We start from the raw sequence: 17,420 nt of genomic DNA on the forward strand, positions 1-17,420 counted from the left end.
TCCAGGCACTGCCGAACGCGGGAGGGGACCGGGAGCCGAGCGCGATCGGTCCCGCACCCGCGGCAGCGGAAGGCGGCAGTGGAAGGCGGACAGGTCAGCCGGTGGTGCAGCCGCGAAGCCGGCGTACGATCCGCCGGACGCCGACGGTGTTGTGTGCCGCATCGCGGACCTCAGCCGAAGACCACGGGGATCTCCGTCACGCCGCGCTCGTACATGCCGATGAAGCGGGGTTGGTCGCGGTCCGGATCCAGTCGCAGATTCGGCAGCCGGTCCAAGAGGGCTTCGATGCCGATCCGGATCTCCGCGCGGGCCACGTGCATGCCGAGGCAGACGTGCGGGCCTCCGCCGAAGGCGAAGGACGCCTTCATGCGCCGGGTGATGTCGTACTCGTCGGGGCGTTCCCAGCGGGCCGGGTCGCGGTTGGCCGATCCCAGGCACAGGTGCACGACCGAGCCGGCGGGAAGGTGCGTGCCGTGGAAGTCGGTGTCACGTGTCACGTGCCGGGAGAACATCGGGTCGGTCGGCATCCACCGCAAGGCCTCCTCGATCGCCGGGCGCAGCAGGGAGCGGTCCTCGTTCACCGCCCGCAGCAGATCCGGCCGCTGCAACAGCGCGGTGATCGTGATGCCCATCTGCTTCCACGTCGTCCCGGACCCGGCGAACAGCAGCAGGAGGGCGAACGAGTAGATCTCGGCGTCGGAGAGCCGGTGCGTGGTCCCGTCGTCGTCCTTCAGTTCGGCCTGCGTCAGCACGCTGATCAGGTCGTCCTGGGGTGACTCCCGGCGGGCGGCGACGATCGGGGCGAGCATCGCGACCACTTCCGCGGGGTTGTGCAGCGCCTCGCGCACATCGAGCGCCTGCTCGACCGGGACCCCGAAGCTGCCGGTGATGGTCAGGACGGGGATGGCCGCGCAGAAGTCGACGTTGAGCTCGGCCCGTCCCTCCTCGGCGAAACCGTCGATGAGATTGTGGACCGTGTGCTGGATCCAGTTGGTGATCCACCATTGCGCGCGGGCCGGGACGAACGACGGCTGCACCAAGGCGCGGTAGCGCCGGTGACGGGTCCCGTCCATCGACAGCATGCTGTTCGCGACGGCGGTGCTGTTCGGATCGGTGTCCCCTTCCGACGAAGAGAACACCTCGGAGTTGCGGTAGATCTCGTCCAGGGCCGCGTACCCGAAGACGGAGAAGTGCGGGCGGTCCGGCAGAGGCAGTCCCTGGAACCTCAACGGCCTGTGAACGCCCGTCAGTTCGTGCACGGTGCCTTCGTGGACGACCGCACGCTCGCGCAGCTCGTGCCAGACCGGGTAAGGGTCGTCGGTGAAGTCGCCGCCGGAGACGGCGTTGTAGCTGCTGCGCAGGTCGAACAGCTTCCGGATCCGGTCGCGGCCCAGCGCCTGGGTCTCGTTCGTGCCGCTCATTTCGCCACGTACCCCCCGTCGACCGGCGGCAGGACGCCGGTGACATTCCGGGCCCTGCCGACGCCTGAGCCGGCATCGGTGACCACGGCTGTCTTTCCTTCGAGCAGCACGATCGTTCACGCTCCCTTGTCGTCGGCCACAAGTGCCAGTGCGCCTGTGGGACATCCCTCCACAGCGGTCCGCACGTCGTCGGGCGGGTCGGCCGCGTGGTCGAGCAGTACGGCCTTGGCCTCGTCGTCGTGGGTGAATGTGCCGGGCGCGTAGATGAGGCACATCCCGCTTCCGATGCACCTGTCCCGGTCGACGATGACGCGACCGTCCACCTCACACCCCGCTCTTGACCGGCGGTTCGGCCGGGGTGAAGCGGTAGAGCCGTTCGGCGTTGCCGCGCAGGATCTTGTACTGCGTTTCCTCGGGCAGGTGGCTGATGCGGTTCTTGACGACGTTGATGGAGTCGGGCCAGGTGGTGTCCGAGTGGGGGTAGTCGGTCTCGCACATGATGTTGTCCTCGGGGATCTCGCCGAGGCTGGCGATGCCGTGGGCGTCGTCGATGAAGCAGCCGAAGACGTGGTCGCGGAACGTCGCCCGCAGGTCGAGGGTGTCCAGGTCGATCGAGCCGCTGCCCGCGTGATCCATGAAGGTCTGGCCGCGCTGGACCCAGTGGCGCTGCTTGTCGAGGACCTGCTCGGCGCGCTCCAGGAAGTAGGGCATCCAGCCCACTTCGCCTTCCGACAGCGCGATCCTCAGCTTGGGGTAGCGCTGGAACAGGCCGCTGAACAGCCAGGACAGCATGGTTCCCGAAGTGCGCGTGGCCCCCCACGCGAGGTTGGCCATGAACGGCGCGTCCGAGCAGATCTGCGGGAGTTGCGACGAGGAGCCGACGTGCATCGACGCGACCATCTCCAGGTCGTTGGCCGCGGCCATGACCGGCTCCCAGTAGCCGTCCTTGTCGTGGATCGTGGGCAGCCCCAGCGGCTCCGGATTCTCCGAGAACGCGAACGTGGTGGCACCCTTCGCAGCGCAGCGCTCCATCTCCTTGACCGCAAGCTGCGGGTCCCACATCGGGATCAGGATCAGCGGGATGTACCGGCCCGGCGCCGCGCCGCACCACTCCTCGATCATCCAGTCGTTGTACGCCTTCAGGCACACCAGGCCGAACTCTCGGTCACTGGCCTCCATGAACAACTGCCCGCAAAAGCGCGTCACCGTCGGGAAGCACAGCGAGGCAAGGATGCCGGCGCGGTCCATGTCCTCCAGCCGCGCCCGCGCGTCGTAACAGCCGGGCCGCATCTCGCTGTACGGCAGCGGCTCGGGGCTGAACTCCTCCTTCGACTTGCCCACCACGGCGCTCAGGCCCGAGCTGGGGAACTTCTTGCCGTCGTAGACCCAGAAGTCCATGCCGTTCTCGTCGTACTCCATGTGCGGCGCGCGGTCGCGGTCCTTGGCCGGGACGCGGTCGACCCACACGTTGGGTGGCTCCAGCACGTGGTCGTCGACGGAGATGAGCCAGTCGAGCGAGAGGTCGGATGTCATGTCATGGGCTCCTTGTCGCGTGGTGCCTGTCAGCGGGGTTCGCCGATGCCGGGTGTTCGGCCTCCGAAAGCACGGACGCCGTCGGGCACGTCGTGACCGGACGCGGAGGCGGGGAGCAAGGCCGGGCCGACGAAGGCCTCGGTCGGCCCTGGTTTCGGTCCGGCGTCGGGGTGAAGGCAGACAGGTGCTCATCCGCCCACCGATTGCCAGGCACAAAAGGAAGCCACGACGGCGGGCGTGCCGCCCCAGGGCCCGGGACAGCGAAAGGTCGAACCAAGAAGTCGGCGTGCTAGTATTTCGGCGCCATAGCAGAAATAATAGCAGCGACCTATCGCACTCCACCAGACTCGTCTGGTGTGGGATCTCTTCGATCCAGCCGCGGCGACGCGAAGAGATTCGCCGGCCAGGGCTTCGGGGTGCCGAAACACGGGGATGTGAGCACATGCCGGTCAACCCGTCTCCGGCGGTCCAACGCGCGGGCCAGATCCTGTGGCTGATGGCCCGTCGGCCCTCCGAGTCGTACTCGGTCTCCGAACTGGCCCGAGCCGCGGGCATTCCGCGAGCGACCTGCGACTCGATCCTCCAGGCCCTCGCCGAGCAGGGCCTGGTCACCCGCCAGGAACTCCGTTACGAACTGGGCGCGTTCTGCGTCGCCCTGGGCGACGCGGCGCGGGCCGCGAACTCGGTGTTGAACGCCGCGGCCCGGGAGGGCGAGGAGTTGGCCCGCAGACTGAACTCGTACGTGATGATCTGCGCGTGCGTGGGCGACGAGGTCCGCGTGGTCACGGTCTGCGACTGGGGGCCGCCGCTCGGCATGCGTATGCGCTCCGGGCAGAGCATCCCGCTTGTCGCCCCCTTCGGCGCCGTGTTCGTCGCGTGGGACGACACCGCGGCCGAGGCCTGGCTGACGCGCGCGGACAACGCCGCCGACGCGGAGCAGGCCGACCGGTGGCGGATGGCGCTCGACGCCACCCGCAGGCGCGGTTACAGCATCTCGGTGACCGCCGACCGCGCCGCGGAGCTCGCGTCCGGCCTGGACGTGCTGATCGACAATCCGGATTCACGCGACGCCCGCCGCAGACGCGACGAGTTGATCGACGCGGTGCAGCACAGCGAATACCTCGCCGTCGACATCGACGACGACGCGGTGGCGCGGCTCTCCCACGTGTCCGCACCCGTGTTCGACCGAAGCGGCACGGTCGCCGCGTCGCTGATGCTGTTGGGCTCCCAGCACGGTCTCACCGGCCGGGAGTTGCACGCCCTCGGCCGACAGGTCGCGCAGGCCGCCGCCCGCGCGACGAAAACCATCGGCGGCAGCGGCACCTGATACGGGAGGGGAGGAAAAGGGCTCGTCGAAAGCCCTTTTCCTCCCCGGGGCCGGCTCGCGTACCGAGCCGTCAGACCAGGCGCAGACTCACGCGGGGATCAGCCGGGAGAGGTTGCCGCCCATGACCTTGGCCTTGTCGGCCTCGCTGAAGCCCTCAAGGTTCTCGACGCAGGTGATCGGGTCGCCCTTGCCCTCGGGGTGCGGGTAGTCCGAGCCGAACAGGACGCGGTCGACGCCGATCAGGTCGGCGAGGTCGCGCATGTTGTCCTCGATGAACGGGCTGACGTGGACCATGCGGCGCACCTGCTCGACCGGGTCCTCCTGGAACGTCTGCGGCATCTTCTTGTAGATGTCCGCGAGCTTTTCCAGCAGCGGCCTGACCCACGACGCACCGGTCTCGACGACGGCGATCTTCAGGCCCGGGAACCGCGACAAGGTGCCGTGGCAGGCCAGCGAGGCGACCGCGTCCTCGATCGGCCGCCACTGGCCGATGAAGCGGAACGGCTGCGGCTGGAACGGCAGGTACTCGCGCGCGACCCCTTCCCACGCGGCGGTGTAGGGCGCGTAGCCGGAGTCCGAGGCGTGGAAGGCGACCAGCGTGCCGGTCTCCTCGACGCGCTTCCAGAACGGGTCGAACTCGGGCAGCGCGAACGACCGCGAGCCACCCGGACACGGCACCGGCGCCGGGCGGACCAGGACCGCACGGGCGCCGCGCTCCAGGCACCAGTTCAACTCCTCGACCGCCTTCTCGACGATCGGCAGCGTGATGACCGGCGTGGAGTAGATGCGGTCCTTGTAGTTGAACGACCAGGTCTCGTCCATCCACTGGTTGAGCGCGTGGATGACGACGTGGGTCAGCTCCACGTCGTCCTTCATCCGCTCCTCCAGCAGGCTCGCCAGCGTGGGGAACATCAGCGTCCGCTGCACGCCCTGCTCGTCCATCAGCTCCAGGCGGGGGCCGGGCTCACGGAACGCGTCGATCGCGCGCATCGGTTCGCCGACCAGCTCGCGGTACGACTTGCCCTCCGGGTTGCCGTTCTTGAAGTAGTCCTCCTGGGCCCCGGGGCGGGCGACGACCTCGAAGGTCGGGTTGGGGATGTACTCGCTTATCTGACCCCGGACCGCGAGCTTCGTGCGCCCCCTCACCTGCACGTACTCGATGGCGCCGCGGTACGCCTTGGGCAGGTGCCGGGTGAACGCCTCCTCGGTCTCGTACATGTGGTTGTCGGCGTCGAACAGCGGATACGGCAGGTCAAGCGTCGGCATTGCGGTTGTCCTCTCGTGACCGGCTCGGCGCAGCGGGCGCACGCTTGGTTGGCACCGTGCCCGGCGAAGTACGTCGCGCCTCCGCCGCCCATCGCCCATCGCCCGGGCCGGTTCGAACCGGCCGGGGCGGCACCGGACATGGGCCTCCCGCTGCGGGGAGTTTTCGCCTCGATGACGGCGGCGTGCAGCGACGCCGATCGCCAACGCTCGAAGCATGGCATCAGTTCGCACTCTTGGCCAGCTTCATGCCGACTATTCGCCGGGGGACGGCGGCAGTTGCCGCCCGGTCCAGATGGTCTTGCCGTGGGTGCCATGCCGCAGCCCCAGCGGTCGGTCAACAGTGCGACCAGCAGCAGCCCGCGGCCTCCCTTATCGGCGCTCAAGGCCCGGCATTCGGGGCGGTGTGTCGCTCGGGTCGCTCACCTCGCACACCTCGCACACCTCGCACACCTCGCACACCTCGCGCACCTCGCGCACGAGGGCCCGGTCGCGGATCAGCCGCAGGCCGATCCGCCCGCGCGCCTGCCGGAACGCATCACGCCCCGGCCGAAATCCTCACCAGATTGCGCGCAGCCGGGCGCTGAGCGCCACCACCTCCCGGATCGTCATTCGAAACAGCGCCTGTGACGGCTTCGCACATGAACACGTCTGTCTTTCGGCGCAGTTCGGTGGTATTGGTGACGGGCTCCCAGGTCCGCGGCCGGGCCTGCCCACAAGGTTTCGAACGTTCCCGTCAGACGAGCAGAAGGAGCAGCAGATGGCCCGAGGTGTGCTCTACGTCGAAAGCCGACCGGCGTCCCCGGAACAAACCGCCGAGTACCACAAGTGGTACGACGAGACGCACATCCCCCAGGTGCTCGCGCTGGACGGATTCGTCTCGGCGCGGCGCCTCGACGCCGGGGACGGCGAGTCGTTCGTGGCGCTCTACGACATCGAGGCGGACGACGTCGACGCCGCCGTCGCCGGGCTCAACGCGGCCATGGGGAACGGCACGGTGGAACTGAGCTCCACGATCGGACTGGACCCGGCGCCGGTGATGCGGGTGCTCAAGGACCGCACGGGCTGACACACCGCCGGCACACGGCACGGCGGTCCGTCATCGGCGGCCCGCCGTGCCTGGCCCCCATCGAAAAAGGGAGACTCGGTGAACCTGCCCGATGCACCGAACGTCCGGGACGCGGCCGGGATATTCACCGACCCCCGGGCCTATGCCGACAACGAGCGCTTCCACAGCTCGGCCGCGCTGCTGCGCCGCGAGCCGCCCGTATGCCGGATCGAGCACCCGGACTTCGTCCCGTTCTGGGCGGTCACGAGGCATGCGGACGTCATGGAGGTGGCCCGCAACCACCAGATCTGGCTCAACGCGCCGCGTCCGGCGCTCGGTCCCAAGGCCAAGGACGCGAACCTTGAGGAACTGCCGGTGCGTTCGCTGGTGCAGATGGACGCGCCGGACCACCCCGTCTATCGGCGCATCAGCGCGGACTGGTTCAAGCCGAGCGGCGTACGGCAGCTCAGCGGCCGCATCGCCGAACTCGCGAAGCGGTATGTGGACCGCTTGGCCGAACTCGACGGCGAATGCGACTTCTTCACCGAAGTGGCCGCTCACTACCCGCTGTACGTCATCCTTTCCCTGCTCGGGCTGCCCGAGGACGACTTCCCGCGCATGCTGAGGCTGACCCAGGAGCTGTTCGGCTCCGCCGACACGGACCTGGCCAGGGCGGCTGGTACGGCCAGTCCTGCCGCCCGGTGCTCAGCCTCCTCGGAGGCCGTCGAGCAACAGCCCGACGGTGAAACGCACGTGCTTGTCGACCTCGGCCTGCGGCGGCAGGCTGCCGCGCTCGACCGTGCGCATCAGGCCGCCGATCACCAGGCTCATGAACGCCGCGGCGGCGCGTCTCGTGCTGGTCGGGGCGATCTCGCCGGCGGCGACCGCACGGTCGAAGACGCCTGCGACGAACTCGATGATCACGCGGCTGCTCTGTTCCGCGTTGGCGGTGAAGATCTCCGGGAAGCGGTAGCTCTCGGTGTTGATGATGCGTTGCAGGCGTACACCGTGCGGGGACATCAGTTGCCCGATGCGCAGGCGGGCGACGTCTTCCAGCGTCTGGGCGAGGTCCCCGCCGTCCAGTTCCTGTAGCGACTCCAACGGCAGGATGTGGCGTTCGATGGCCCGCTGCACCGCGGCCGCGAACAGTTCCGTCTTGTGCGGATAGCGGGCGTAGATCGTGCGGCGGGTCATGCCGACCTCGGTGGCGACCATCTCGACGGTCACCAGGTTGTAGCCGTGTTCGAGGAAGAGCTCAAGCGCGACGTCGAGGAGTTCGCCTTCCCGCGCCTCGGCCTCTTCACGGGTCGGACGACCCGGTTTGCGGCGCTTGGCGGGGCCGGGCCCCGATCGCGACCTCGCCGAGATTGCCTCTTGCGCCATCGTTCCTCCCGTCGCTAAAAATGATACACACGAATGGCCATTTCCCCCGGGTCGGCGAAACGACATTCCAGGGAAGGATGCTGCATGAGCACAGCCATCGAACAACTCACCCGCCTCGCGGAGGACGACGACCGGTTCGACCACGCGTACGCCGAGTTGCGCGAGACACAGATCGCCGCGGTCAACGAGCGGTTCCAGGAGCGCCGCGACCGCATCAAGCTGCTGAGCCGCCGCGCGGACGACGCCGGCACGACCGAGATCCGCAACCGCGCGGACATCGTGCCGCTGCTGTTCCCGCACACCGCCTACAAGAGCTACCCCGAAAGCTTCCTGATCGAGGGCAGGTGGGACCGCCTCGGCAAGTGGCTGGCCTCCGTCTCGCCGTACCCGATCGGCCCGATCGACACCACCGGCATCGACGGGATCGACGATTGGCTCGCGCGGCTCCAGGACGCCGGGCACTACGTGACCTGCTCCAGCGGTACGACCGGGAGCCCCGCGATGCTGTTGTCGTCGCAGAAGGACATCGACTGGTCGTGCAAGGACGCCGTCGCCATCTTCTCGTGGGGCTCGGGCGTGCGGCCGGAGCAGGACCGGCGCATGCTCGGACTCGGGGCCACCGCGGCAGCCGGACGGAACATCGCCATCGGGCAGGCGCTGTGGGCGGCGTTCAACGATCCCGCCAAGGAGCCATACCGGCTACCGGTCCCGCCGATCACGGTCGGCTCGCTGACCTCGATGGTCGTGCTGCGGAAGAAGGTCGCCGACGGCACCGCGCGCCCCGACGAGATCGCCGAGTTCGAGAAGACCTCCCAGGAGCGGCAGGAAGCCCTCGACAACGCCATGGTCGCGGGCGCGGAGGCGCTGATCGGGTTCCGGGACGAGAAGCTCTACATCTCCGGCATGTGGGGTCCGCTGTACCAGATCGCGAAGCTCGTGCGTGACATGGGTTATTCGGGCGAGGACTTCCACCCGGACAACTGCATATACGTCGGCGGCGGCCTCAAGCGTGCGCAACTACCGGACAATTACCAGGAGTTCGTGCATCAGACATTCAACATCCCGGCGTCCCGGGACTTCCAGATGTACTCGATGCAGGAGATCGGCTCCGGCATGCCCAAGTGCCGGAAGGGGAACAGGTACCACGTGCCGCCGTGGCTCGTGCCCATGGTGCTCGACGAGTCCGGCGATGAGCTGCTCCCCCACGAATCCGGCGAAGTCGAAGGCCGCGCGGCGTTCTTCGACATCTCGCTCGACGGGCGTTGGGGCGGCGTCATCAGCGGCGACAAGATCGCTCTCAGCCTCGATCCGTGCGCCTGCGGCAGCAAGAGCCCATCGATCCGCAACAACATCGTCCGGTACGCCGACATCAAGGGCGACGACAAGATCGGCTGCGCCGGCACCGTCGACGCCTATGTGAGGGGGCTGTCGTGACCGCGATCGACGCCGAACCGACCGCGCCCGCGGTTTCCGCACCGTTCTTCCTGCGCGGTGAGCTCGTCGAGGGCCAGGATGTCGTCCAGCGTTCGCGCGACCTGGGCATCGCCTTCGCGACGCCGAGGCTCGACCTCGACCGTGCGGTGCACCCGCGCAGCGAGGTGCCTCCGCTGCTCGATGTGCCGGTCACCGAGATCATCGACTTCCTGGTCGAGACCGGCAGGCGCCTCCGTGACCCCGGCAACACGTTCGTGACCGATTGCATCGACCGCATGTGCGCGACCCACGTGTTGCCGCGCGCGATGCTTGAGGCGCAGGTCGAGGACGCGGCCGGATATCTCGACCGGCGGGTGCTGGAAACCGTCGTCGAGCAGAACTTCCCCGATCCCAGGGCGCTGGACGAGTGGGTCCCCAAGCAGGACTTCACCGGACGCAAGAGCTTCGTCCGCGCCTTCGCACCTCGGCTGATCCACGTCCTGCCGGGGAACGCCCCGGGAGTCGCGGTCCGGTGCATCGCGCAGGCCGCGCTGGTCAAGGCGGTGAACCTGTTCAAGATGTCGTCCAGCGACCCGTTCACCCCGGTCGCGATCCTGCGGACCATGGCCGACATCGACCCGGGCCACGCCGTCGTGAAGTCGATGTCGGCCGTGTACTGGCGCGGCGGCGACGACGCGGTGGAGCGGGTGCTGTACCGCCCGCAGTACTTCGACAAGATCGTCGCGTGGGGCGGCGGCGACGCGATCAACAACGTCGTCAAATACCTCGGCCCCGGCTTCCAGTTGATCTCGTTCGACCCGAAGACCTCGATCTCGATGGTCGGCCGCGAGGCCTTCGCGTCGGAGGAGACCCTCGACGACGCCGCCGAACTTGCCGCGTCCGATGTCATGGTGCTCAACCAGGACGCGTGCGTGGCAAGCCGGTTCGTCTACGTAGAAGCGGACGAGGCCGACGCGGACCGCTTCAGCGAGCGCCTTCAGGCCCGCATCGCCGAAAAGGCAGCCGCCTCAGGCGACATCCGTCCGCTCGACCGCGAAATGCGCGAGCAGATCGACACGTTGGCGATGCTGGACGACGAATTCGGCGTGTGGGGACGGGCGGACGGCAAGGGCGTCGTCATCCGGTCGGACGAGCCGGTGGACTTCCACCCGGTCAACAAGACCGCCAACGTCGTCCGCGTCGACGCGCTCGACGACGCCGTGAAGTACGTCAACGTGGCGACGCAGACGGTCGGTTTCTACCCGTTCGACCGCATGAGCGCCTACCGCGACCGGCTCGCCGCCGGCGGCGCCCAGCGCATCGTGCGGCTCGGCGAAGCCGGTCCCAGCACCATCGGCAACCCCCACGACGCGATGTACCCCCTGCACCGCTTCGTCCACTGGATGGCCCACGAAGACGGCGTCGCCCAACCCTGAGGATTCGCAGGTCATTTCGGTGTCACCCGGCCGCCGTCGTCCCCCGTGCCGGCACGATATTGCCGGGCACTCCCGCACACCGCACCCTAGACTCGGCACGGCCGGCCGCGGGACTTCGGTTGCGACTTTCGACACCGCCTCTTAAGCGATCCCTCGCAGTTCGCTCCTCCACTCCCCGGCCGGCCCTTTGTGTCCGGCCGGGGAGGGCAGGGATGTGGACCGCCGCGAGTGGGTTGCCTGCGAGGACGTCGTGTTGTTCGTCAACGCGGCGGTGACCTCGACCGGCCAGCGCGAATTCCGCGACGGCGAGCAGGCGCAGCGCATGTCGCTCGCCTTCCTTCACGAGTACATGGTCGGCAACTACCGGGAGCTGTACGCGGCGTGCCTGGCGCTGGAGATCAACGACCACAACGCCGCACTTGTCGTCCGGCACCTGCTCCTGACCAGCCGTGACCTGCCGACCGCCACCCGCCGCCGCGAGGGCGCGCTCATCGCCCGCCGCCTCGAACTCATGGCACCGCAGCGCGTATACCGCCTCTTCCGCGAATTGGCGCGCCTCGGTGTCAACAACCGCCGCACGCGGGCCATCATGCGCGATTGGATCGCACAACGGCCCGACCCGACCTTCGATGCGGTCAAATACCGTTCCGGTGTCAAGGCCGCGGCCCGGCATGCCCACCTGCCCGTGCACGGCGAGACAGGCCTGGTCCTCTTCGCGCCCCTGCGCCGGCTGAAGGGCTTCAAGACGCCGCTGTTCGAGGCGTGGCGCCAGGCCCACTACACACAAAGCGCGCTGTACGACCTGCCGTACACCGTCGCCGAAGGCCTCGCGGCCCGACACGGCGTGAGGCGGCCCGAGTTCCTGCGTCGCATCGCCCCCAAACTCACCCGCTTGGAACGTCTGCGCCTCCAGGAGGCCGGCGAGCGGCTGAAGGTCGACGAGGTCCGCGCCGACCTGACCGCGATGCCGCTGACCAGGTTGGCGTCGTACGTCTTGTCGCTGACCCGCGAGGTACGCGCCCGCCGGCACGACGAGTTGCACGCGGCGCTGACGGCCGCGGCGCGACGCGCGGCCGTTGACGCCTCCGGCACGTGGGGGCGGGTGGTCGCGGTGCTGGACGACAGCTTCTCGTCGTTCGGGTCGACCGCCAAACCGCAGCGTCCGCTGGCGGTCGCGCTTGCGTGCCACTACCTCCTCGGCACGCTCGCCGGCTCCTACACGGCGCTGTGGACGTCGGGCGCGCGGGACGCCCTGATGGTGCGGCCGAACGGCCCGACGCGCCTCGGCGATCGGCTGATCGACGCGCTGGAGCTGCGGCCCGATCGGCTGATCGTGGTCTCCGACGGCTGGGACAACGCGCCGCCCGGGCTCGCCGCCGAAGTGCTGCGGGTGTGGCGCGCGCGGCTGGATCCGGCCGGTGCGACCTCCGTCGTCCACCTCAATCCCGTGTACGACGCAGACGACTTCGGTGTAAAGGGGATCGGGGCGGGCGTGCCGACGGTCGGTGTCCGGGACGCGGAAGACATACCGACGCTTGTCGAGCTGGCCCGGTTCGCCGAGGGACGCGCGGGCTTCGAGCAACTGGACCGCTACCTGATGGCCCGTCAAGAACGTTTTCTGGCTGGAGGGGCAGCGCGGTGAGCGGGCGCGGATTCGCACTGACGGGACTGTCCGTCCGGCCGGCGCAGGTGTGGGGCGCGATCCGGCTCGTGCCGCTGGTGCGTGACGAACCGATCGCCGGCCTGCGCCTGGACAAGCGGGTCCACGCAGTCGGCGACCCGTCGATCGTCGACGTGGGCGACGGCACCGTCTACAGCTCCTACATCCCCCACGCTTTCGTCGCCTCGTGGGGCGGGGCCGCGGAGCCGTCCGCGGCGTTCGGCACCCACCTTCAGGAGAAGCCCGCGACACCGCGCCGGGCGAAGCTGCGCGCCCCGGCACGCGCGATCCGTCGCCTGGCACGTCGGACCGCCCCGGAGAGGTTGCGGTTCCTGCCCATGCACCTCGCGATGGACGGCTATCTCGCGCTGCACTTCGGCGGCCCCGAGACGGCGTGGGAGGAGTGGACGGACGCAGCGGTCCGGCACGGTCTGTCACCGCGCGTGGAGGAGGCCTACTGCGGTGCACGGGTGCGCGGACTCGCGGACGCGCTGCGGGCGTTCGAGATCCATCCGGGTCAGTGCGGTGTGGCGCTCTACGTCGCGGACGCGCTCGCAAGCGTGTTCGTGGTGCCGCATCCCGCCGACTACCGCGCGCTGCACACGACGCTGCTGGAGGACATGTACGGCGAAGTCCTGTTCCATTACACGACCTACGTCGCCGAGGTGCCGGACTTCACCGCGGCGATCGACGCCGACCGTGTCTCGTCGTTCGCGGACCTGCGGCGCGAGGCGGTGCGGCAGTCGCAGGACTGGGCGCGGTTCCACGACGGCGCGATGGCCGCCGGGCTTCTCGACGAGGAGGCGTACGCGTACGAACGCGTCTACCGACTCGGCGAGTTCACCCTGTCGCGGATGCTTCCGCCGTTCCGCCTCAACGAGGAAAACCACATCGGCGAGCTGATCACGGCGGCCGACGGCCGCCTCGCGTACTGCAAGACGTTCCGGCTCTCCCCACCGCAAATCAAGCGCGGATATCTGCTCTCGCGCCTGCACGCGCACGACTGGGACCTGCTCTCGACGGCGCGAGCACTCGGCACCGAGCCGTCGCAACTGGCCCGTCGCATCGAGGCAGCGGGCTTCACCGGTCTGCTGCGACGCGACGTCGTGGCGCGGCTGGACCGCACAGGCCGGGCGTAGCCGAGCTGTTCGCCGCCGTCACCCCCGCGGGTGGCGGGCTTCGTCTCGGCGTCCCTGTGCGGTCGGACCCTCGGGGGCGTCGTCGTTCGACGCGTAGTCACGCGGGAGCAGCGGTCCCAAGGGGCCGAGGTCGAGATTGAGGTCGGCGGGCGTCAGGTCGAACCGTCGGCGCAGGGTCTCCATGCGGTCCTCAAGGAGCATCAGGGTCAGGCCGATGCGCTCCTCCTGGTCCTCGGTCAGGTCTCCGGCGTCGACGCGGCGCAGGGCCTGACGCTCCATCAGTTGGCGGAGCAGTTCGACGACGGTGAGGACCAGGCGTACGAGGTCGCGTTCGACGCTGTCGGGGTCCGCGTCCAGCGACCTCCGAGTGCGGCTGCCGGACTTGTCCCTCGCCCGGCCCCGGTCCGGGGCCTCGGGAGCGGGCCACCAGTCGTCGAACGGGTCGTCGCTCGGCCGACCCGAGGGGCGGCCTCGCGGGGTTCCTGCGGTCATGGCCGCCCACCCCCGACCGCCGGCGGCCCGGCCTCCGTGGGCACGAGCAGCGGAAGCGGGTCCGCCGTCCCGCCGACCGTGGCGGGGGCGATCAGCGCCCGCAGGTCGATGCGGACCAGCGGGACGTCGGCGATCGACAGGACCAACTCGCCGTGCAGGACCACGCCTCCGGCGAGCACCCGGTCGAGCAGGTCGACAAGGGAGGTTTCCGCCTGGGGCAGCGGCGGTGGGAACTGCGGGGCGGGGACACTCACGGCGCGGCCTCCCTGCTTGGCTCGCCGAGCCGACCGGGCTCGGGGGCACCACCAAAACCCGCAGTGCCAGGCGCCTCGGATCCGGCGGTGGTCGCCGACGGCTGTCCGGGGTCCGACCCGCCCGTTTCCGGCTGGTCGGTTTCCCGCCGGTCCGGCCCGGTGAACGAGTACGGCACCCACGGGCCTCCGACTTCGACGCGCAGCCCGGGGAGTGTCCAGCGGGTCAGTTCGGCACCGAATGCGTCCACGCGCTCGTCGGCGACCAGGCACGCTGCGTTCAGCATGTTGGCCTCGCCCGGCTTCGACCCCGCGTCCGCACTCGGCGGCCGCAGGGGGAGGTGGCGTACCTGGTCGGCGACCGTGCGCAGCGCGGCGTCGAGTTCCGAGACGGTCCGCAGCAGTTCCGCGCGGGCACGCTCGGCGGCCGCACGCTCGTTCCGGCGGCGGTCGAGGTAGGCGCGTCCCGCCCCGCTGCCTGTCGCCCCGGCCCGCCGCGGTGCGCGGGAGGCCGCTTCGGCCGACACGGTCCCGTAGACCTTGACGCTCCACTCGGTGTGGCCGGCGACCTCTTCCAACGTGCTGCGCAGCCGGTCCGCCTCCGTGCGCAGGACGTTCCGCACTCCGTCGTCGTCGTGGTACATCGTGGCCAGGCGCAGCGGAGCGGTGGCAGCCGACGCACCGACGGTCTGCACCACGTCGTTGTGGGCGCGGGCGATCCGTTCGAGTTCGGGTGGGTCGGTCAAACGCTGCTGGAGGGCTTCCTCGCCGAATGTCTCGACGGGCACGGTCTCCACGACGGCCACCAGGTCGTCGAGTCCGTCGGCGGCGACGGTGTGGACCGGGCCGCCGCCGATGCCGGCGACGGCGTCCAACGTCGCAGTGTCGAAGGGGCGGCACACCGCGTAGACGTAGCTCGCGGTGGGGCGGTCGTCGGGCAGGCTGCTCATCGGTCCTCCCCCGGCTCGTCGGCGTCGCGGTCGGGCGGGGCCTGCGCGTCGAGCATTTCGCGCAACCGGCGGTTCTCCTCGACGAGCGCAGGGTCCGCCGACTCGATGGCGGCGGGTGAGACGTCGCCGCGCTGGGCCAGACGCCGGCGCAGCTTCTCGTTCTCGTCGGCGAGTTCCCGGTCGGCGGCCTTCGAGGACAGGGACGGGTCGCGCTCCCACCAGTCGATGCCCATCTCCCGCGCGCGGTCGACGGATGCGACGAGCAGGCGCAGCTTGATCGTCAGCAGTTCGACGTCGACGAGATTGATCTTGATGTCCCCGGCGATCACGATGCCCTTGTCGAGCACCCGCTCAAGGATGTCGGCGAGGTTGGCCGGGCCGCCGGGCGCCTGTGGTGTGCGGCGGGCAAGAGAATCCGCCGGCCACCCGCCACCTGCGGATTCGGCGGGGGGATTGCGGCGGAACTCTCCCTGAGTCATGCGCGGTGTCCTGTCCCTTCAGAGGCCGGGAGGCCGTGGGTCGGGCGGCTACGGGAGCTCCGACGCGGTCCAGGTGCTCCCGTCGGTCGGTGCGCGGTCTGCGGCGTTGTGCTCCCAGCGGTCCAACAGCTCTTCCTCGCGTTCGTCGTACGTCGCCTCGTCGATCACTCCGTCTTCCAAGTCCTTGAGCAGGGCCGCGAGTTCGGCGCGTATGACCGCCGGGTCGTACATCTCCTGCTCGGCGGCGTCCTCGACGCGCCGCGCGACCCACACGACGCCGCGGACCGGGGCGAGCGGCAGGCCGACGAGTCCCGAGAGCAGTCCCATCCGTGTTCCTCCTCGCGTCCTGTGCGGCCGACGGCCTGCGGCTCGGTCAGCCGCCGACGGGCTCCGGGACAAAGCTGTATGTGGGCAGCGGTCCCGTGGACCGCAGCTCGATGCCGGGGCCGATGTCGCCCTGCAATCCGTCGACCGCCGCCTGGAAGGCCTCCACGCCGCCTCTCGGCACCAGGAACGACAGATTCGCGGCGTGGTCCTGCACCTTCGGCCCTTCGCTCACGTCGACCGCATAGGGCCTCAGCACCTCGGCGATCCGCGCCGAGATCTCGGCTTCGTAGCGGGACACGGCGTGCGCCACCATCTCCCCCAGCCGGACCTGTTCGTCGTAGCCGCCCAGGGTGCGCGTGCGCTCGCGCTGCGCGAGCAGGTTCGGGTCAGCGGCGACGATGTCGGCGAGCACCGCGTCCAGGTCGAGGGCCGCCTTGACGTTGATCTCCGTGTTGCCGGCCGTGCGCGCAAGCGCGTCCGCATACAGCGACGCATGTTCGGCCAGGTGCTTCTCGACTGCCGAGTCATCCGGTACGACCACGCCGAATTGCAGCGGCAGGGCCGGCCCGTGGTCGGCGAGTTCGCGGAGGAGTTCATGGTGCGCGGCGACGTCGCGGCGGCGGGCGCGCAGGTCCTCGGGCGCCGGGCCCACCACGGCGGCCAGCCCTTCGGGGCCCGCGACTTTGCGCGGCCCCTCCGCCGGGGCGCCGACGCCGAGTGCGGAGGTGGGCAGCGGATGGTCGGCCGTGACGACGGCGTACACGTAGGTGGCCATCACTCCTCCTCGACCGCGTGGCGACGGCGACTGGACCGAACCGGTTCGCGCTTTCTCTCACGCTCGCGCGGCCGCACGGCCGACTGCTCCTCCTCTTCGTCCTCGTCGTCGCCCGCGCCCACGGCGCGTCGGACCTTGCCCGCGACGGCGTCGACCGCGCCCCCGACGGCCCCTTCGGCCTTGCCGCGGCTGCCGCCTTCGGTGACCTCGTTGATCAGTCCGGGCAGCGTGGACCGGCGGCCGGTGTGTTCGAGGTCGAGGCGGTTCGTCGCCTCGGCGAACCGCAGGTACGTGTCGACGCTCGCCACCACGATCCGCGCGTCGATCTGCAAGAGCTCCAGGCCGAGGAGCGAGACGCGGACGTACACGTCGATGACGATGCCGCGGTCCAGGATCAGGTCCAGAACGTCGTACAGGTTGCCCGAGCGTGACCCGTCCTGGCCGCGGACCGCCGGCTGGTTGGGCGACCCCATGGAATTCCCGCCTCCCTGTCGGTAGGCCTGGCGACGGCGCCGCACGCCGC

General features: G+C 69.7%; 19 protein-coding genes. 6 read left to right on the forward strand and 13 right to left on the reverse strand.

The features are described 5' to 3' along the window. Nucleotides 1-170: 170 nt before the first annotated feature. The 3 genes from ACRX5W_RS29855 to ACRX5W_RS29865 form a co-directional block, all read right to left on the reverse strand. Complete coding sequence (locus ACRX5W_RS29855) at nt 171-1,421, reverse strand: cytochrome P450 (protein WP_436791488.1); 1,251 nt, start codon at nt 1,419-1,421, stop codon at nt 171-173. 116 nt (nt 1,422-1,537) lie between these two features. Next, the gene (locus ACRX5W_RS29860) at nt 1,538-1,744 is read right to left on the reverse strand and encodes a ferredoxin (RefSeq protein ID WP_436791489.1); all 207 of its coding nucleotides are present in this window, start codon (nt 1,742-1,744) and stop codon (nt 1,538-1,540) included. A gap of 1 nt (nt 1,745) precedes the next feature. After that, nucleotides 1,746-2,954, reverse strand: coding sequence for an amidohydrolase family protein (locus tag ACRX5W_RS29865; protein ID WP_436791490.1), 1,209 nt, complete (start codon nt 2,952-2,954; stop codon nt 1,746-1,748). Nucleotides 2,955-3,396: 442 nt separating this feature from the next. Here ACRX5W_RS29865 and ACRX5W_RS29870 point away from each other — a divergent pair, with 442 nt between their 5' ends. After that, nucleotides 3,397-4,281 (forward strand): helix-turn-helix domain-containing protein, encoded by an 885-nt coding sequence (locus tag ACRX5W_RS29870; RefSeq protein ID WP_436791491.1) that lies wholly within the window; start codon nt 3,397-3,399, stop codon nt 4,279-4,281. Between the two features lie 87 nt (nt 4,282-4,368). Here the strand turns inward: ACRX5W_RS29870 and ACRX5W_RS29875 are convergent, their stop codons facing one another. Further along, the gene (locus ACRX5W_RS29875; protein WP_436791492.1) at nt 4,369-5,547 is read right to left on the reverse strand and encodes an amidohydrolase family protein; all 1,179 of its coding nucleotides are present in this window, start codon (nt 5,545-5,547) and stop codon (nt 4,369-4,371) included. 757 nt (nt 5,548-6,304) lie between these two features. Between ACRX5W_RS29875 and ACRX5W_RS29880 the strand changes: the two genes are divergently transcribed. Then, nucleotides 6,305-6,613 (forward strand): hypothetical protein, encoded by a 309-nt coding sequence (locus tag ACRX5W_RS29880; protein WP_436791493.1) that lies wholly within the window; start codon nt 6,305-6,307, stop codon nt 6,611-6,613. A 140-nt stretch (nt 6,614-6,753) separates the two neighbouring features. On the opposite strand, the gene ACRX5W_RS29885 is transcribed toward ACRX5W_RS29880, so the two are convergent. Together ACRX5W_RS29885 and ACRX5W_RS29890 are read right to left on the reverse strand one after the other, a co-directional pair. Further along, on the reverse strand, nt 6,754-6,942 hold the full coding sequence (locus ACRX5W_RS29885) for a hypothetical protein (protein ID WP_436791494.1): 189 nt from the start codon (nt 6,940-6,942) through the stop codon (nt 6,754-6,756). Nucleotides 6,943-7,297: 355 nt separating this feature from the next. Further along, nucleotides 7,298-7,975, reverse strand: coding sequence for a TetR/AcrR family transcriptional regulator (locus ACRX5W_RS29890; RefSeq protein ID WP_436791495.1), 678 nt, complete (start codon nt 7,973-7,975; stop codon nt 7,298-7,300). 84 nt (nt 7,976-8,059) lie between these two features. Between ACRX5W_RS29890 and ACRX5W_RS29895 the strand changes: the two genes are divergently transcribed. From ACRX5W_RS29895 to ACRX5W_RS29910, 4 genes are all read left to right on the forward strand, one after another. Beyond that, complete coding sequence (locus tag ACRX5W_RS29895; RefSeq protein WP_436791496.1) at nt 8,060-9,409, forward strand: hypothetical protein; 1,350 nt, start codon at nt 8,060-8,062, stop codon at nt 9,407-9,409. Continuing rightward, on the forward strand, nt 9,406-10,824 hold the full coding sequence (locus ACRX5W_RS29900) for an acyl-CoA reductase (protein ID WP_436791497.1): 1,419 nt from the start codon (nt 9,406-9,408) through the stop codon (nt 10,822-10,824). The genes ACRX5W_RS29895 and ACRX5W_RS29900 overlap by 4 nt, the downstream gene beginning before the upstream one ends. Nucleotides 10,825-11,038: 214 nt before the next feature. Further along, a complete protein-coding gene (locus ACRX5W_RS29905; protein WP_436791498.1) occupies nt 11,039-12,466 on the forward strand; it encodes a hypothetical protein in 1,428 nt (475 codons plus the stop codon). After that, a complete protein-coding gene (locus ACRX5W_RS29910) occupies nt 12,463-13,623 on the forward strand; it encodes an ARPP-2 domain-containing protein (RefSeq protein ID WP_436791499.1) in 1,161 nt (386 codons plus the stop codon). The genes ACRX5W_RS29905 and ACRX5W_RS29910 overlap by 4 nt, the downstream gene beginning before the upstream one ends. A gap of 18 nt (nt 13,624-13,641) precedes the next feature. On the opposite strand, the gene ACRX5W_RS29915 is transcribed toward ACRX5W_RS29910, so the two are convergent. From ACRX5W_RS29915 to gvpJ (ACRX5W_RS29945), 7 genes are read right to left on the reverse strand one after another with little or no spacing between them, the layout of a single operon-like run. Further along, complete coding sequence (locus ACRX5W_RS29915) at nt 13,642-14,115, reverse strand: gas vesicle protein K (protein WP_436791500.1); 474 nt, start codon at nt 14,113-14,115, stop codon at nt 13,642-13,644. Beyond that, nucleotides 14,112-14,369, reverse strand: a complete 258-nt coding sequence (locus tag ACRX5W_RS29920) for a gas vesicle protein (RefSeq protein ID WP_436791501.1) — start codon at nt 14,367-14,369, stop codon at nt 14,112-14,114. Before ACRX5W_RS29920 ends, ACRX5W_RS29915 begins: the two co-directional genes overlap by 4 nt. Next, nucleotides 14,366-15,316 carry a GvpL/GvpF family gas vesicle protein gene (locus ACRX5W_RS29925; RefSeq protein WP_436791502.1) on the reverse strand — a complete coding sequence of 317 codons (951 nt, stop codon included), beginning with the start codon at nt 15,314-15,316 and terminating at the stop codon, nt 14,366-14,368. Before ACRX5W_RS29925 ends, ACRX5W_RS29920 begins: the two co-directional genes overlap by 4 nt. Continuing rightward, nucleotides 15,313-15,795 carry a gas vesicle protein GvpJ gene (gene gvpJ / locus ACRX5W_RS29930; protein WP_436791503.1) on the reverse strand — a complete coding sequence of 161 codons (483 nt, stop codon included), beginning with the start codon at nt 15,793-15,795 and terminating at the stop codon, nt 15,313-15,315. Before gvpJ (ACRX5W_RS29930) ends, ACRX5W_RS29925 begins: the two co-directional genes overlap by 4 nt. A 48-nt stretch (nt 15,796-15,843) precedes the next feature. After that, a complete protein-coding gene (locus ACRX5W_RS29935; protein ID WP_436791504.1) occupies nt 15,844-16,122 on the reverse strand; it encodes a gas vesicle protein GvpG in 279 nt (92 codons plus the stop codon). Nucleotides 16,123-16,168: 46 nt separating this feature from the next. Further along, a complete protein-coding gene (locus tag ACRX5W_RS29940; protein ID WP_436791505.1) occupies nt 16,169-16,897 on the reverse strand; it encodes a GvpL/GvpF family gas vesicle protein in 729 nt (242 codons plus the stop codon). Beyond that, on the reverse strand, nt 16,897-17,370 hold the full coding sequence (gvpJ, locus tag ACRX5W_RS29945) for a gas vesicle protein GvpJ (RefSeq protein ID WP_436791506.1): 474 nt from the start codon (nt 17,368-17,370) through the stop codon (nt 16,897-16,899). The genes ACRX5W_RS29940 and gvpJ (ACRX5W_RS29945) overlap by 1 nt, the downstream gene beginning before the upstream one ends. Between the last annotated feature and the right edge of the window lie 50 nt (nt 17,371-17,420).

Source organism: Yinghuangia sp. YIM S10712, from assembly GCF_051388935.1.
Taxonomy (GTDB): Bacteria; Actinomycetota; Actinomycetes; order Streptomycetales; family Streptomycetaceae; genus Yinghuangia.

Coding starts and splice junctions, on each gene's coding strand:
- ACRX5W_RS29855 (WP_436791488.1), bottom strand. CDS start 1,421: ATGAGCGGCACGAACGAGACCCAGGCGCTGGGCCGCGACCGGATCCGG.
- ACRX5W_RS29865 (WP_436791490.1), bottom strand. CDS start 2,954: ATGACATCCGACCTCTCGCTCGACTGGCTCATCTCCGTCGACGACCAC.
- ACRX5W_RS29870 (WP_436791491.1), top strand. CDS start 3,397: ATGCCGGTCAACCCGTCTCCGGCGGTCCAACGCGCGGGCCAGATCCTG.
- ACRX5W_RS29875 (WP_436791492.1), bottom strand. CDS start 5,547: ATGCCGACGCTTGACCTGCCGTATCCGCTGTTCGACGCCGACAACCAC.
- ACRX5W_RS29880 (WP_436791493.1), top strand. CDS start 6,305: ATGGCCCGAGGTGTGCTCTACGTCGAAAGCCGACCGGCGTCCCCGGAA.
- ACRX5W_RS29890 (WP_436791495.1), bottom strand. CDS start 7,975: ATGGCGCAAGAGGCAATCTCGGCGAGGTCGCGATCGGGGCCCGGCCCC.
- ACRX5W_RS29895 (WP_436791496.1), top strand. CDS start 8,060: ATGAGCACAGCCATCGAACAACTCACCCGCCTCGCGGAGGACGACGAC.
- ACRX5W_RS29915 (WP_436791500.1), bottom strand. CDS start 14,115: ATGACCGCAGGAACCCCGCGAGGCCGCCCCTCGGGTCGGCCGAGCGAC.
- ACRX5W_RS29925 (WP_436791502.1), bottom strand. CDS start 15,316: ATGAGCAGCCTGCCCGACGACCGCCCCACCGCGAGCTACGTCTACGCG.
- gvpJ (WP_436791503.1), bottom strand. CDS start 15,795: ATGACTCAGGGAGAGTTCCGCCGCAATCCCCCCGCCGAATCCGCAGGT.
- ACRX5W_RS29935 (WP_436791504.1), bottom strand. CDS start 16,122: ATGGGACTGCTCTCGGGACTCGTCGGCCTGCCGCTCGCCCCGGTCCGC.
- ACRX5W_RS29940 (WP_436791505.1), bottom strand. CDS start 16,897: ATGGCCACCTACGTGTACGCCGTCGTCACGGCCGACCATCCGCTGCCC.
- gvpJ (WP_436791506.1), bottom strand. CDS start 17,370: ATGGGGTCGCCCAACCAGCCGGCGGTCCGCGGCCAGGACGGGTCACGC.